Annotated in this window: 14 protein-coding genes; 3 read left to right on the forward strand and 11 right to left on the reverse strand. The window is 70.7% G+C overall.

Annotated elements, in window-relative coordinates; genetic code table 11:
* Positions 1-7: 7 nt before the first annotated feature.
* Positions 8-1,354, forward strand: a complete 1,347-nt coding sequence (cseC, locus tag JL475_RS31065; protein ID WP_202281341.1) for a two-component system sensor histidine kinase CseC — start codon at positions 8-10, stop codon at positions 1,352-1,354.
* Positions 1,355-1,545: 191 nt separating this feature from the next.
* Here the strand turns inward: cseC and JL475_RS31070 are convergent, their stop codons facing one another.
* Positions 1,546-2,262, reverse strand: a complete 717-nt coding sequence (locus JL475_RS31070; RefSeq protein ID WP_202281342.1) for a M23 family metallopeptidase — start codon at positions 2,260-2,262, stop codon at positions 1,546-1,548.
* Positions 2,263-2,704: 442 nt separating this feature from the next.
* On the opposite strand from JL475_RS31070, the gene JL475_RS31075 reads away from it, so the two are divergent.
* Positions 2,705-3,412, forward strand: coding sequence for an HAD family acid phosphatase (locus tag JL475_RS31075; protein WP_202281343.1), 708 nt, complete (start codon positions 2,705-2,707; stop codon positions 3,410-3,412).
* 74 nt (positions 3,413-3,486) lie between these two features.
* Here JL475_RS31075 and JL475_RS31080 read toward each other — a convergent pair whose 3' ends face one another.
* Positions 3,487-6,012 (reverse strand): ATP-dependent Clp protease ATP-binding subunit, encoded by a 2,526-nt coding sequence (locus tag JL475_RS31080; RefSeq protein WP_202281344.1) that lies wholly within the window; start codon positions 6,010-6,012, stop codon positions 3,487-3,489.
* A 431-nt stretch (positions 6,013-6,443) separates the two neighbouring features.
* Here JL475_RS31080 and JL475_RS31085 point away from each other — a divergent pair, with 431 nt between their 5' ends.
* On the forward strand, positions 6,444-7,136 hold the full coding sequence (locus tag JL475_RS31085; protein WP_202281345.1) for an SCO3374 family protein: 693 nt from the start codon (positions 6,444-6,446) through the stop codon (positions 7,134-7,136).
* Here the strand turns inward: JL475_RS31085 and JL475_RS31090 are convergent.
* The 9 genes from JL475_RS31090 to JL475_RS31130 all read right to left on the reverse strand — a co-directional run.
* Positions 7,115-7,450: an Lsr2 family protein gene (locus JL475_RS31090; protein WP_202281346.1), complete on the reverse strand. Its 336-nt coding sequence runs from the start codon at positions 7,448-7,450 to the stop codon at positions 7,115-7,117. The genes JL475_RS31085 and JL475_RS31090 overlap by 22 nt on opposite strands.
* A gap of 286 nt (positions 7,451-7,736) precedes the next feature.
* Complete coding sequence (locus JL475_RS31095; RefSeq protein WP_202281347.1) at positions 7,737-8,270, reverse strand: amino-acid N-acetyltransferase; 534 nt, start codon at positions 8,268-8,270, stop codon at positions 7,737-7,739.
* A 9-nt stretch (positions 8,271-8,279) separates the two neighbouring features.
* Positions 8,280-8,753 (reverse strand): BlaI/MecI/CopY family transcriptional regulator, encoded by a 474-nt coding sequence (locus JL475_RS31100; protein WP_307825203.1) that lies wholly within the window; start codon positions 8,751-8,753, stop codon positions 8,280-8,282.
* A 137-nt stretch (positions 8,754-8,890) separates the two neighbouring features.
* Entirely contained in the window at positions 8,891-9,070 is a 180-nt protein-coding gene (locus JL475_RS31105; RefSeq protein WP_202281348.1) for a hypothetical protein, read from the reverse strand.
* Between the two features lie 64 nt (positions 9,071-9,134).
* Positions 9,135-9,827 (reverse strand): hypothetical protein, encoded by a 693-nt coding sequence (locus JL475_RS31110; RefSeq protein ID WP_202281354.1) that lies wholly within the window; start codon positions 9,825-9,827, stop codon positions 9,135-9,137.
* Between the two features lie 123 nt (positions 9,828-9,950).
* Positions 9,951-10,748 carry a type III pantothenate kinase gene (locus JL475_RS31115; RefSeq protein ID WP_109377287.1) on the reverse strand — a complete coding sequence of 266 codons (798 nt, stop codon included), beginning with the start codon at positions 10,746-10,748 and terminating at the stop codon, positions 9,951-9,953.
* A 9-nt stretch (positions 10,749-10,757) separates the two neighbouring features.
* The gene (gene nadC, locus JL475_RS31120) at positions 10,758-11,750 is read right to left on the reverse strand and encodes a carboxylating nicotinate-nucleotide diphosphorylase (protein ID WP_202281349.1); all 993 of its coding nucleotides are present in this window, start codon (positions 11,748-11,750) and stop codon (positions 10,758-10,760) included.
* 5 nt (positions 11,751-11,755) lie between these two features.
* Complete coding sequence (locus tag JL475_RS31125; RefSeq protein WP_202281350.1) at positions 11,756-13,477, reverse strand: L-aspartate oxidase; 1,722 nt, start codon at positions 13,475-13,477, stop codon at positions 11,756-11,758.
* Positions 13,474-13,762: pantoate--beta-alanine ligase (locus tag JL475_RS31130; RefSeq protein WP_202281351.1), on the reverse strand; the 289-nt coding region annotated here is incomplete at its 5' end. The genes JL475_RS31130 and JL475_RS31125, both read right to left, overlap by 4 nt.

Genomic DNA, 13,762 nt, shown 5'->3' on the forward strand with positions numbered 1-13,762 from the left:
TACGGACATGCGGGGGTACTTCCGGCGCCCGGTGCGAGCGGTTCTCGACCGGACGGGCATCCGGACCGGTCTGAGATGGAAGCTCAGTGCCGCCATCGCCCTGGTCGGCGCGCTGGTGGCGCTCGCGCTGAGCCTGGTCGTGCACAACGCGGCCCGGGTGTCGATGCTGGACAACGCACGCGATCTCGCCGACGAACGCATCATGGTCGCCCAGCGCAACTACGAGCTGTCCGGGCGGCTGAACTTCCCCAACACCAGGATCGACGACCCCGAGCTGCCGGCCGAGCTGCGGGCGAAGGTCGAGGCGGGCCGGCGCGCGACGTACGTGGCCGACCGGCCGGGCGGGACGCCGGACATCTGGGCGGCCGTACCGCTGCAGGACGGGCATGTCATGTCCCTGCACTCGGGCTTCACCGACCGCAGCTCGAACATCCTCAAGGACCTCGACCGGGCCCTGGTGATCGGCTCCATCGCGGTCGTCCTGGGCGGCAGCGCGCTCGGGGTGCTGATCGGCGGCCATCTGTCCCGCCGGCTGCGCAACGCGGCGAGCGCCGCCCACCGGGTCGCCAAGGGCGAGACGGACGTCCGGGTGCGCGAGGCCATCGGCGGGGTCGTCCTGGACGAGACCGACGACCTGGCCAGCGCGGTGGACGCCATGGCGGACGCGCTGCGGCAGCGGCTGGAGGCCGAGCGCCGGGTCACCGCCGACATCGCGCACGAACTGCGCACCCCGGTGACCGGCCTGCTGACCGCCGCCGAACTGCTGCCGCCGGGCCGGCCGACCGAACTGGTGCTGGACCGGGCGAAGGCCATGCGCACCCTGGTCGAGGACGTCCTGGAGGTGGCCCGGCTGGACGGCGCCTCCGAGCGGGCCGAACTGCAGGACATCCTGCTGGCCCGGTTCGTCACCCGGCGGATCGCGGCGAAGGACCCGGACGTCACGGTGCGCGTGGTGCACGAGTCGGAGGTCACCACCGACCCGCGGCGGCTGGAGCGGGTGCTCTTCAACCTCCTCGCCAACGCCGCCCGGCACGGCAGGCCGCCCATCGAGGTCTCCGTCGAGGGGCGGGTCGTCCGGGTCCGCGACCACGGGCCCGGCTTTCCCGCGGACCTGCTCGCCGAGGGGCCGAGCCGGTTCCGCACCGGCAGCGCGGACCGGGCCGGCCGCGGTCACGGCCTGGGCCTGACCATCGCGGCCGGGCAGGCCCGGGTGCTGGGGGCGCGGCTCACCTTCCGCAACGTACGACCGGCCGGCGCTCCGAAGAACGCGCCGGCCGAGGGCGCTCTCGCCGTGCTGTGGCTGCCGGAACACGCGCCGACGGACACGGGGAGCTACCCGATGCTGCCCCAGTGAGGGCCCGCCGCGGCGGGCACGCGGGCGCCCGAAAGCCCTCCGGACGGGAGGAACCCGACGGAGGGCTTGGAGGACATACGCGGACGGTCAGGCCGGTTCGCTCATCGCGGTGCCGGGTCGGCCGCCCGGAGAGTGCGCAGCTCTGGGTACACGACGCTGGGTACGCGGGGCCGGCTCTCGGGGCGGGGTTCTCAGAGCTGGACGCCCTTGCCGCTCAGGAACTTCACCGGGTCGATGGCGGAGCCGTAGTTCGGGCTGGTCCGGATCTCGAAGTGCAGGTGGGGGCCGCTGGAGTTGCCCGTGTTGCCGGACAGGGCGATCTTCTGACCGGTCTTGACGACCTGGCCGGGCTGCACGTTCACCTGGGAGAGGTGGGCGTACTGGGAGTACGTGCCGTCGCCGTGGTTGATGACGACGGCGTTGCCGTACGCCGGACCGTCGCCGGCGCCGTTGCCGCCCGCCTTCACGACCGTGCCGCCGTGCGTGGCCACGACCTCGGCACCGTTCGGCACGGCGTAGTCCTGACCGCTGTGGGCGGACTGCCACATGCCGCCGGCCTGGGCGTAGCTCGCGGAGACCGTGTAGTTCTTCACCGGGCTGACCCAGGACGCCGCCTTCTGGGCGGTCTGGGCGACCTTCTTCGCCTCGGCCGCCTTCTTCGTCTCCGCGGCCTTCTTCGCCTCGACGGCCTTGGTCTGCGCGGCCTTGGCCTGGGCGGCCGCCTGGGCCTGCACGGCGCCGGCGCTGGCGCTGGTGGTGGCGGTGGTGGCGGTGGCGGCCGTGTTGTTGGCGGCGGCCGCGATCCCGACTCCCGCGACGGCCGAGACCCCGACACCGGCGGCCAGCACGGCAGCACGGGTGCGGAGGTGGGACGCGAGGAAGGAACGGGACGTGACGCGCTGGAACATCGAAACCTCATGGGGGAGGGGGCAGAGGAAAACCACCCGGCGAACAGGTCCGCGCCGCAGTGGCCATTCCTTGGTAACCCGTCCACCCACAAAGCCACAAAGGGTGCTTTCTACGATGGAAGGTCGTACTTCCTTCGTGAGATGTACGTCTCTTGACACATCCGACAGACAGGGCGAAAGCCCCATTTGAGGCTGATCGATCAGACATTTAACCTAAATGTCTGCTTTACTCCGCGACCTCTTGCCACTATTTCGGCTAGTACCGGACAAAACGCCTGTGCAGCATGTCACCGAGAACCCGGGCCGGACATTCCATAAATGTGGCGTGCGCCTCTAGCCGCCTACCGGCCGGTAACCCTACGGTTCCCCTCGCGCCACCCTCACAGACGAGCATGCGCACGACATGTTGACAGCGTTATGAGCGTGAGAGGACCCCCACCACATGAGAAGCCGACGCCCCTGGCTGCGCCGTGCATCGGTGACCGCCGTGTCCGCCACCGTCCTGATGGCCCTGGCCGTCCCCGCCCAGGCCTCGAGCACCTCCGGCACTCCCGTGACCACCACCACGGCGGCCGCCGCCCCGGCGCCCGCCACCGCGACAACCACGGCAACCGTGGCGGACGCCGCAGAGGCCGCAGACGTCTCAGCCGCCGCAGACGTCGACTACGAGACCTGGCAGCGGGACTGCCGGGCGGTCATGGACCAGGCCCTGCCCCAGCTGAAGCAGCGCATCGCGGCCCCGCGGCCGGGCGAGAAGCAGGCGATCGTCCTCGACATCGACAACACCGCGCTGGAGACCGACTTCGGGTTCAGCTTCCCGCAGCCCGCCAACGAGCCGGTCCTGGAGGTCGCCGAGTACGCCCAGGACCGCGGTGTCGCGGTGTTCTTCGTGACCGCCCGGCCGGGCATCATCCACGCCCCCACCGCCTTCAACCTCGACCACGCCGGATACGAGTCCGCCGGGCTCTACGTCCGCGGCTTCTTCGACCTGTTCCGGAACGTGGCCGAGTACAAGACGGCACAGCGCGTCGACATCGAGTCGAAGGGCTACACGATCATCGCCAACATCGGCAACAGCGCCACCGATCTGTCGGGCGGCCATGCCGAGAGGACCTACAAGCTGCCGGACTACGGCGGTCAGCTGTCCTAGGCACGGGGCATCCGGGCATGCGAAAGGGGCCGGTGCCCTGCTCGGGCACCGGCCCCTTTCGGCTGCCGTGACGCTTACGCTTCCTTGCTGAGGTTCGGGCCGGATCCACCGGCCGCCTGCTCGATCGGCGGGACGTCGGGCAGGGCCGACTTCTCCTCACCGCGGAAGGTGAAGGTGGCGGTCTCGCCCTCGCCCTCGGTGTCCACGACCACGATGTGACCGGGGCGCAGCTCGCCGAAGAGGATCTTCTCCGACAGCGAGTCCTCGATCTCGCGCTGGATGGTCCGGCGCAGCGGCCGGGCGCCCAGCACGGGGTCGTAGCCCCTCTTGGACAGCAGTTCCTTGGCGGACTGGGAGAGCTCGATGCCCATGTCCCGGTCCTTCAGGCGCTCGTCCACCTTGTCGATCATCAGGTCGACGATCGCGAGGATGTCCTCCGGGGTGAGCTGCGGGAAGACGACCACGTCGTCGACACGGTTGAGGAACTCGGGACGGAAGTGCTGCTTGAGCTCGTCCGACACCTTGTTCTTCATGCGCTCGTAGTTGGTCTTCTTGTCGCCCGCGGCGGCGAAGCCCAGGTTGAAGCCCTTGGAGATGTCCCGGGTACCGAGGTTGGTCGTCATGATGATGACGGTGTTCTTGAAGTCCACGACCCGGCCCTGGGAGTCGGTCAGGCGACCGTCCTCCAGGATCTGCAGCAGCGAGTTGAAGATGTCCGGGTGGGCCTTCTCGACCTCGTCGAAGAGGACGACCGAGAACGGCTTGCGGCGCACCTTCTCCGTCAGCTGACCGCCCTCCTCGTAGCCCACGTAGCCGGGGGGCGAACCGAAGAGGCGCGAGACCGTGTGCTTCTCGCTGAACTCCGACATGTCGAGGGAGATCAGCGCGTCCTCGTCACCGAACAGGAACTCGGCGAGGGCCTTGGACAGCTCGGTCTTACCGACACCGGACGGACCGGCGAAGATGAACGAGCCACCGGGCCGCTTCGGGTCCTTGAGCCCCGCGCGGGTACGGCGGATCGCCTTGGACAGCGCCTTGACGGCGTCGACCTGGCCGATGACCCGCTTGTGGAGCTCGTCCTCCATGCGCAGCAGACGCGAGGACTCCTCCTCGGTCAGCTTGAAGACCGGGATGCCGGTGGCCGTGGCGAGGACCTCGGCGATCAGGTCGCCGTCGACCTCGGCGACGACGTCCATGTCGCCGGCCTTCCACTCCTTCTCCCGCTTCGCCTTGGCGGCCAGGAGCTGCTTCTCCTTGTCACGCAGCGAGGCGGCCTTCTCGAAGTCCTGCGAGTCGATCGCGGACTCCTTGTCCCGGCGGACACCGGCGATCTTCTCGTCGAACTCGCGCAGGTCCGGCGGCGCGGTCATCCGACGGATACGCATCCGGGAACCGGCCTCGTCGATCAGGTCGATCGCCTTGTCCGGGAGGAAGCGGTCCGAGATGTACCGGTCGGCCAGCGTGGCCGCCTGGACCAGCGCCTCGTCGGTGATGGAGACGCGGTGGTGCGCCTCGTACCGGTCGCGCAGGCCCTTGAGGATCTCGATGGTGTGCGGCAGGGACGGCTCGGCGACCTGGATCGGCTGGAAGCGGCGTTCCAGGGCCGCGTCCTTCTCCAGGTGCTTGCGGTACTCGTCCAGCGTGGTGGCGCCGATGGTCTGCAGCTCACCGCGGGCCAGCATCGGCTTCAGGATGGAGGCCGCGTCGATGGCGCCCTCGGCGGCACCCGCACCGACCAGCGTGTGCAGCTCGTCGATGAACAGGATGATGTCGCCGCGGGTGCGGATCTCCTTGAGCACCTTCTTCAGGCGCTCCTCGAAGTCACCGCGGTAGCGGGAGCCGGCGACCAGGGCACCGAGGTCCAGGGTGTAGAGGTGCTTGTCCTTGAGGGTCTCGGGCACCTCGCCCTTGACGATGGCCTGGGCGAGGCCCTCGACGACGGCGGTCTTGCCGACACCGGGCTCACCGATCAGCACCGGGTTGTTCTTGGTACGGCGGGACAGCACCTGCATGACCCGCTCGATCTCCTTCTCGCGCCCGATGACCGGGTCGAGCTTGGACTCACGAGCGGCCTGGGTGAGGTTCCGGCCGAACTGGTCGAGGACCAGGGACGTGGAGGGGGTGCCCTCGGCAGGACCGCCGGCGGTGGCGGTCTCCTTGCCCTGGTAACCGGAGAGCAGCTGGATGACCTGCTGCCGCACCCGGTTCAGATCTGCGCCCAGCTTGACCAGGACCTGGGCGGCGACGCCCTCGCCCTCACGGATCAGGCCGAGCAGGATGTGCTCCGTACCGATGTAGTTGTGACCCAGCTGCAGCGCCTCGCGGAGCGACAGCTCGAGCACCTTCTTGGCACGGGGAGTGAAGGGAATGTGGCCGGACGGCGCCTGCTGTCCCTGGCCGATGATCTCCTCCACCTGCTGGCGGACCGCCTCGAGCGAAATCCCGAGGCTCTCAAGGGCCTTGGCGGCGACACCCTCACCCTCGTGGATCAGGCCCAGGAGGATGTGCTCGGTGCCGATGTAGTTGTGGTTGAGCATCCGGGCTTCTTCCTGAGCCAGGACGACAACCCGCCGCGCGCGGTCGGTGAACCTCTCGAACATCGTTAATCGCTCCTCAGAGCGGTCAGGCAGTGGGGGGAACTTCCCCTCCCTGTCCTTCCGCAGCTTAGTCCCGCAAGCGGGGACCGCTCATTCCAACTGCCGACACCCTCGATGGCCTCCTGACCCCGAACGCCGACATATGCTCCAACCCGATGGTGCGAGACGATGTTCCCGCAGGCCAGGTAGTTACCCCCATCTCCAGTACGCCCATGGCGAACGGAATACGTCCCCAGTCCTGCGTGTCGCCCCTCCCACTAGGGATGTCTTACCCGCTGCCACCGACAATCCATGCCGAGTGCACGGGTTCCCTCCGCTACGGGCGAACAACCTTGCATCTCCCTGCGCCCCCTCACACCCCCTTGTTCGACACTCTGTGCACACGCATACACACCTAGCGTAACCCGAACGGCCTTCCGGCGGTTGCGCTTGGCATGGTCGGCCCGAGCGAGCCAGGCGAACCGAACGAACCGAGCGCCCTGATCGACCCGGTCGACCCGGTCGATCCGGTCCGGCACTGGTACGAGAACGAACAGGGCTGGCCGACGGTGCCCGGGCAGCCGGTGCGTCTGTCGGTGGGGGTGCGCTTCGACGTCCTGGACGTACCCGCCGAGGCGGGACACGCGGCGCTGGAGCGCCTGCGGGGTGACGGGCGGCCGGGGCGGCGGCCAGGACCGGCGGCCGCGGGGTTTCCGGTGGCCCTGCAGCGCGGCCGGATGCTGTTGCTGGTGGCCGCGGGCAGCGCGGAGGAACTGCCGGGACTGCTCGACTGGCTGGAGTGGGGCACCCTGGCCCTCGACCTCGCCGCGATCGGCGAGGGCGGCCTCATCGACGCTCCGCCGCCTCCCGTGGCCGGCCGCGGCGCCGTCCGGCCGTCTGCGGGCCGCGCCGGTTCACAGGGGGCCGCCGTCTGGCTGCGACCCCCCGGGCCGGGGCGCGAGGTCGAGGCCTCGCTGCCGACGATGTCGGCGACGGGGGGCCGGGGCGCCGCCCCCGATCTCGTACGACTGGTAAGCACGGTGGCCACTCAGTGCCACCGCGTTCGACTGCTGCGCGCCTGCGACCGGCCGCCGGCCGGCGTGCGCGAGGCCGGTCGAACCGACGCTCAGCCGTTCGCCCGCTCGTAGGCCTCGCGAATGGCCGCGGGAACACGACCGCGGTCGTTGACCTCGTGGCCGTTCGCCTTCGCCCAGGCGCGGATCGCCGCGGTGTCCTGGTTGCCGCCGGAAGAAGCACGGGCCTTTCCGCGCCCACCCGAAGCACGGCCTCCCGTACGGCGGCCGCCCTTCACGTAAGGCTCGAGAAGGCCGCGGAGCTTGTCCGCATTGGCGGTGGTGAGATCGATCTCGTATGTCTTGCCGTCCAACGCGAACGTCACGGTCTCGTCCGCCTCGCCGCCGTCGAGGTCGTCGACAAGAAGGACCTGAACCTTCTGTGCCACCGGATTTCCTTTCATCGACAACTTGAGGACCGTGATGTACCGGCATCCGCCGTATCGCCGTCCCCTTGTTATATGAACTACTGCAGTACCTCGGAAAGCAAACCGCTTTTGACGAAAAAACACAAACCCCGGGGAGAGGTCCGCCGCCCTCCCACGACCCGGAAACGTGCGCGTTTCGGACATAGGGAACGAGGTCAAGGGTGCGATGCGGAATATGTCTTGGCGTTGCGCGGGGCCCTCCGCCGCACGGCATCGGGTACGGAACACCGGTACGGAACGGCGACGATCACAGATGCAGAAGCATCCGGCTGTTGCCCAGGGTGTTCGGTTTCACTCGTTCGAGACCCAGGAACTCCGCGACTCCCTCGTCATAGGAACGCAGCAGCTCGGTGTACACATCGGTGTCGACCGGTGTCTCACCGATCTCCACGAAGCCGTGCCTGCCGAAGAAGTCGACTTCGAAGGTCAGACAGAAAACCCGGCGAACACCGAGCCAACGTGCGGTCTGCAGCAACTTCTCCAGCAAGTGGTGGCCCACGCCGGCGCCCTTCAGTCCGGGCTTCACGGCGAGAGTACGGACTTCCGCGAGGTCTTCCCACATCACGTGCAGTGCGCCGCAGCCGACCACCTCGGCGTTGTCGTCCCGTTCCGCGATCCAGAACTCCTGGATCGCCTCGTAAAGCGTCACCGTTGCTTTGTCGAGCAGGATGCCCTTGCGGACGTAGGCGTCCAGGAGGCGACGCACGGCCGGGACATCGCTGGTGCGGGCCCGGCGGACGGTGATGGCTTTTGCGGTGACATCGGGGCTGTCTGCTGACATGAGCGGACGCTATCGCCCGCCGCGGCCCTCTGCGGAGGCGGGGTTCTCACCCGGAGGTTCCGCCGGGCCGGGTTGTCGAGCAGATCCGGGGTGTTCGGTCGGGCGGGGTTGTTCCGTCGTTTCCGGCAGCCCGACAACGCGTACCGCGTCCGTGAGGGACTGCCGCTGCTCCTCGCTCATCATGCCGAAGAAGGCGACGAGTGCGGCGGCGGCGTTGTCGCTCTGCGACCACGCCTCGTTCATCAGCGCGGCGGCGTAGGCGGCGCGGGTGGAGACCGCCTCATATCGATAGGCCCGGCCTTCCGCCTCACGGCGCACCCAGCCCTTCTGATGGAGATTGTCCAGAACGGTCATCACCGTGGTGTACGCGATGGACCGTTCCTTCTGCAGATCTTCCAGGACTTCCCGAACGGTCACCGGGCGGTTCCACTTCCACACCCGCGTCATGACCGCGTCTTCGAGTTCTCCCAATGGGCGAGGCACAACTGCACAGTAGTGGGAAATACCGCCCACTGCGCACCGAACGTGCTCGAACATCGGCGAACGCGAACAAAAAGGACGCACGACCCGTGCTCGACCACGCTCGAGTCGTACGCCCGGACCGGCTGCCGTACCCCCGGTCAGCCGTCGGCCCTGGCGGAGGACTGCCGGGCGCCCTCCGCGCGGGCGAGGGCCGCGTCCACGGCGGCGTCCTCCTTGGCCTTGTTGGCGCCGCCCTGGGTTTTCACGATCACCCGGATCACAGCGATGAAGAGGGCGGCCATGACGGCCGAGGGCAGCAACGCGGCGACGTATTCCATGGGTCCAGGGTAGCCAGGGCGCGGCGGACGGCCGGGCTGGGGTGGGCGCGGTGCGGCGGGTTTTTCAACACACGGCCAGCCGCCGGCCCGACGGGGGCGGAGCCGGCTTGCGGCGGGGGAAGACCTCACCCGGGGTGGGAAAGGGGCGGCCGGGCTTCGGCGCACCGGGGGCGGGAGCCGGGTCCGGCGCGGGCTCGGGCCGCGGGGCGGACGGCTCGCGGCCCGGCTTCTTCTCGGCCCTCTCGGGCTTCTCGGGCTTCTCGGGCTTCCCCGAGTTCTCGGTGCCCTCGGCGCCCTCGGCGTCCTGAGCCTGGCCGCCCGGCAGGGCGAGGAGCCGGGTGCGGGAGACCGGGACGCCGGGCAGGGGGGCGGCGACAGGGACCGCGCGGCCGGCGAGGCGGGCGCGTACGTCCTGCTCGGCGAGGAGCCGGCAGCGGTCCAGGAGGGCGGCGGCGGTGGGGTTGCCGCGCAGCGCCCGGAGCGCGGCGAGGTCGTCGGGGTCGGGGCGGTATCCGGCACCCAGCGCCTCCTCCAGGAGCGCGAGATAGCCGGCGGCGGTGCCGGGGAGGGCGGCGCGGTAGCGGCCGAGGTCGGCCACCAGGAAGGCGCGCAGCCTGGTGTACTCCCGCATCGCCTCGTCGAGGGAGTCGGCGAGGCGGAGGCAGTCCTGGACGTCTTCGGCCGAGGCGGACGTGGGGTGCAGGGCGAGGGCGAGGGCGCGGCGGAGCACACGCAGCTCCTCCGCGCCGAACGCCATGCCGCCGCGCGTTCCGTAGGGCGTGGGCATGCCGTGACGATACGCGCTAATCAGACAAACCTCGCATAGCGAATGGGTGTGGCGCGGGGCGTCCACCCAGGTGGAAGGCGTCCGCCCGCTCCCTCACATCCGCGACATGTTCCGTTCGTAGACCAGGCGCAGGCCGATGAGGGTCAGCCAGGGCTCGTGCTCGTCGATGACCGCGCTCTCACCCAGGACCATCGGCGCCAGTCCGCCCGTCGCGATGACGGTCACCTGGTCGGGGTCGTCGGAGAGCTCGCGGGCCATCCGGCGGGCGACACCGTCCACCTGTCCGGCGAAGCCGTAGACGATGCCGGACTGCATCGCCTCGACCGTGTTCTTGCCGATCACGCTCCGGGGCCGCGCCACCTCGATCTTGCGCAGCTGCGCGGCCCTGACCCCGAGGGCCTCCACCGAGATCTCGATGCCGGGTGCGATGACCCCGCCGACGTACTCCCCGCGCACCGAGATCGCGTCGAAGGTGGTGGCGGTGCCGAAATCGACGACGATCGCCGGGCCGCCGTAGAGCTCGTTCGCCGCGACCGCGTTGATGATGCGGTCGGCGCCGACCTCCTTGGGGTTGTCGAACTGGATCGGCACGCCCGTCTTCACGCCCGGCTCGACCAGCACCGCGGGCACGTCGCCGTAGTAGCGGCGGGTCACCTCACGGAGTTCGTGCAGGACGGAGGGGACCGTCGCGCAGATGGCGATGCCGTCGATGCCGTCACCCAGTTCGTCGCCGAGCAGGGGGTGCATGCCCATCAGGCCCTGGAGCAGGACCGCGAACTCGTCGGCCGTGCGGCGCGGATCGGTGGAGATCCGCCAGTGTTCGACGATGTCCTCGCCGTCGAACAGACCCAGGACGGTGTGCGTGTTGCCCACGTCGATCGTCAGCAGCATGACCGGCCCCTACTCCGCTGCCCGCAGGTCCAGGCCGATGTCCAGGATCGGCGAGGAGTGGGTGAGGGCGCCCACGGCGAGGTAGTCGACTCCCGTGTCGGCGTACGCCTTGGCGTTGCCGAGGGTGAGCCGGCCGGACGCCTCCAGCGCGGCCCGGCCGGCGACGATGGCCACGGCCTCCTCGCACTCACCGGGCGTGAAGTTGTCCAGCAGGATCAGGTCGGCGCCGGCGTCCACGACCTCACGGAGCTGGTGCAGGGTGTCGACCTCGACCTCGATCGGCACGTCGGGGAAGCGTTCCCGGACCGCCTGGAAGGCCTGGGCGACACCGCCCGCGGCGATGACGTGGTTGTCCTTGACCAGGGCCGCGTCGGAGAGCGACATGCGGTGGTTGACGCCGCCGCCGCAGCGCACGGCGAACTTCTCCAGGGAACGCAGACCCGGGGTGGTCTTGCGGGTGTCGCGGACCTCGGCCCGGGTGCCCTCCAGGACGTCCGCCCACGCGCGCGTGGCCGTCGCGATGCCCGACAGACGGCACAGGAGGTTCAGGGCGCTGCGCTCCGCCGTGAGGAGGTCCCGGGTGCGGGCGGTGACGGAGAGCAGCGTGTCGCCGGCCTCCACCCGGTCGCCGTCCTCCACGTGCCGTTCGACCTCGAACTCCGCCGTGCAGACCACCGACACGACGGCCTCGGCGATCCTCAGGCCCGCCACGACGCCCGCTTCCCGCGCGGTGAAGTCGGCGGTGGCGACGGCGTCCTCCGGGATGGTCGCGACCGTCGTCACGTCCACGCCGCCCGCCAGGTCCTCCTGGATGGCGACCTGGGCGATGTCCTCGACCTCCACCGGGTCCAGGCCGGCGTCGGCCAGGAGCTGGGCGAGCGCGGGGTCGAGGCCGCACTCCGTGTAGTCGTCGGAACCGTCGTATCCGTCGGGGTCCGCGCCGCAGGCGCAGCCGTCGCCGCAGCCACCGGACGGGGCGAGGGGAAGATCTGGGGTGGTCACGGCAGTCACTGCTCCTGGGGGGCCTGGAGGGGGAGGGTCGGGGGGAAGTCTGTGGCGTCGGTGGTGTGCGCCGCCAGCGTGCGGTCCGGGTTCAGCCGTACGACGATGTGCCGGCGCCAGGCGGTGTCGTCGCGCTCGGGCCGGTCCTCGCGCCAGTGGCAGCCGCGGGTCTCCTCGCGCTGCCGCGCGGCGGCGACCAGGACGCGGGCCACGCACAGGAGGTTGGTGGTCTCCCAGGTGTCGACGCCGGGCTCGGCGGTCTTGCCGTTCTCGTCGAGGGCATCGCGGGCGTCGGCGTGCAGCCGCTGGAGCCCGTCGGCGGCCCGGGCGAGCGAGTCGGCGGAGCGCAGCACACCGGCTCCCCGGGCCATGATCCGCTGGATGGTGAAGCGGGCCTCCGGGGGGAGCAGGGGGTGCCCGGGGCGGTCGGCCTGCGGGAGGGGCTGCGGCACGCGCGCGTGGAGGGTGTCCCCGGTCCGGCTCGCGGCGATGTCGGCGGCGATGCGCTCGGCGTAGACCAGGCCCTCCAGGAGGGAGTTGGAGGCGAGCCGGTTGGCGCCGTGCACGCCGGTGCAGGCGACCTCCCCGCACGCGTACAGGCCGGGCACGGTGGTACGGCCCCGCGAGTCGGTGCGGACGCCGCCGGAGGCGTAGTGGGCGGCCGGGGCGACCGGGACGGGCTCGGTGACCGGGTCGATGCCGTGGGCGCGGCAGGCCGCGAGGATCGTCGGGAAGCGGTGCTCCCACATCTCGGCGCCGAAGTGGCGGGCGTCGAGGTACATGTGCTCGGCGTCCCGCTCCCGCATCCGGCGCATGATGCCCTTGGCGACGACGTCGCGCGGGGCGAGTTCGGCGAGCTCGTGCTGCCCCACCATGAAGCGCACGCCGTCGGCGTCGACCAGGTGGGCGCCCTCGCCGCGTACCGCCTCGGAGACCAGGGGCTGCTGGCCCTCCGCGTCGGGGCCGAGGAACAGGACGGTCGGGTGGAACTGGACGAACTCGAGGTCGCTGACCTCGGCGCCCGCGCGCAGGGCCAGCGCCACACCGTCGCCGGTGGAGACGGAGGGGTTCGTGGTCGCGCTGAACACCTGGCCCATGCCGCCGGTCGCGAGCACCACCGCGGGGGCGTGCACGGCCCCCACGCCGTCGTGCCGGCCCTCCCCCATGACGTGCAGGGTCACACCCGCGGTGCGACCCTCGGCGTCCGTCAGCAGGTCCAGGACGAGCGCGTTCTCGATGGTGCGCATCCCGACCGCGCGTACGGCCTCCACCAGCGCGCGGGAGATCTCCGCGCCGGTGGCGTCCCCGCCCGCGTGCGCGATGCGCCGGCGGTGGTGACCGCCCTCACGGGTCAGTTCCAGGCCGCCCTCGGCGGACTCGTCGAAGTGGGCGCCGGTGGCGATGAGACGGCGTACGGCGTCGGGGCCCTCGGTGACGAGGATGCGGACCGCTTCCTCGTCGCACAGGCCCGCGCCGGCCACCAGGGTGTCGTCCCGGTGCTGCTCGGGGGTGTCGCCCTCGCCGAGGGCCGCGGCGATGCCGCCCTGGGCCCAGCGGGTGGAGCCGTCGTCGAGCCGGGCCTTGGTGACGACGACGGTGGCCAGCCCGGCGGCCTCGCAGCGCAGCGCCGCAGTCAGTCCGGCGACACCGGAGCCGACGACCACGACGTCCGCGTCGATGGACCACCCGGGCGCGGGCGCGTGCAGTCGTATGCCTGTGCTGGTCACGAGGCGGCTCCGAGAGTGCCGAAGGTCAGGGGGATGTTGTCGATCAGGCGGGTCGTCCCGACCCTGGCTGCCACCGCCAGGACGGCCTCGCCGGTGAAGCCGTCGCCGATCTCGGTGAAGTCCGAGGGGTCGACCAGGGCCAGGTAGTCCAGGGTGAGCGGCGGAGTGAGGCGGGCGGCCCCGTCGAGGACCTGGCGGGCGGCGGCACGGACGGCCGCCGGGCCGGCCGCCGTGGCGACGGCGTGCGCGTCGGCCGCCGCACGGGACTCGCCCAGCGCGCTGAGC

The sequence above is a fragment of the Streptomyces sp. M2CJ-2 genome (assembly GCF_016757295.1).
GTDB lineage: Bacteria > Actinomycetota > Actinomycetes > Streptomycetales > Streptomycetaceae > Streptomyces.

Coding starts and splice junctions, on each gene's coding strand:
- cseC (WP_202281341.1), top strand. CDS start 8: ATGCGGGGGTACTTCCGGCGCCCGGTGCGAGCGGTTCTCGACCGGACG.
- JL475_RS31070 (WP_202281342.1), bottom strand. CDS start 2,262: ATGTTCCAGCGCGTCACGTCCCGTTCCTTCCTCGCGTCCCACCTCCGC.
- JL475_RS31075 (WP_202281343.1), top strand. CDS start 2,705: ATGAGAAGCCGACGCCCCTGGCTGCGCCGTGCATCGGTGACCGCCGTG.
- JL475_RS31080 (WP_202281344.1), bottom strand. CDS start 6,012: ATGTTCGAGAGGTTCACCGACCGCGCGCGGCGGGTTGTCGTCCTGGCT.
- JL475_RS31085 (WP_202281345.1), top strand. CDS start 6,444: ATGGTCGGCCCGAGCGAGCCAGGCGAACCGAACGAACCGAGCGCCCTG.
- JL475_RS31095 (WP_202281347.1), bottom strand. CDS start 8,270: ATGTCAGCAGACAGCCCCGATGTCACCGCAAAAGCCATCACCGTCCGC.
- JL475_RS31105 (WP_202281348.1), bottom strand. CDS start 9,070: ATGGAATACGTCGCCGCGTTGCTGCCCTCGGCCGTCATGGCCGCCCTC.
- JL475_RS31110 (WP_202281354.1), bottom strand. CDS start 9,827: ATGGCGTTCGGCGCGGAGGAGCTGCGTGTGCTCCGCCGCGCCCTCGCC.
- JL475_RS31115 (WP_109377287.1), bottom strand. CDS start 10,748: ATGCTGCTGACGATCGACGTGGGCAACACGCACACCGTCCTGGGTCTG.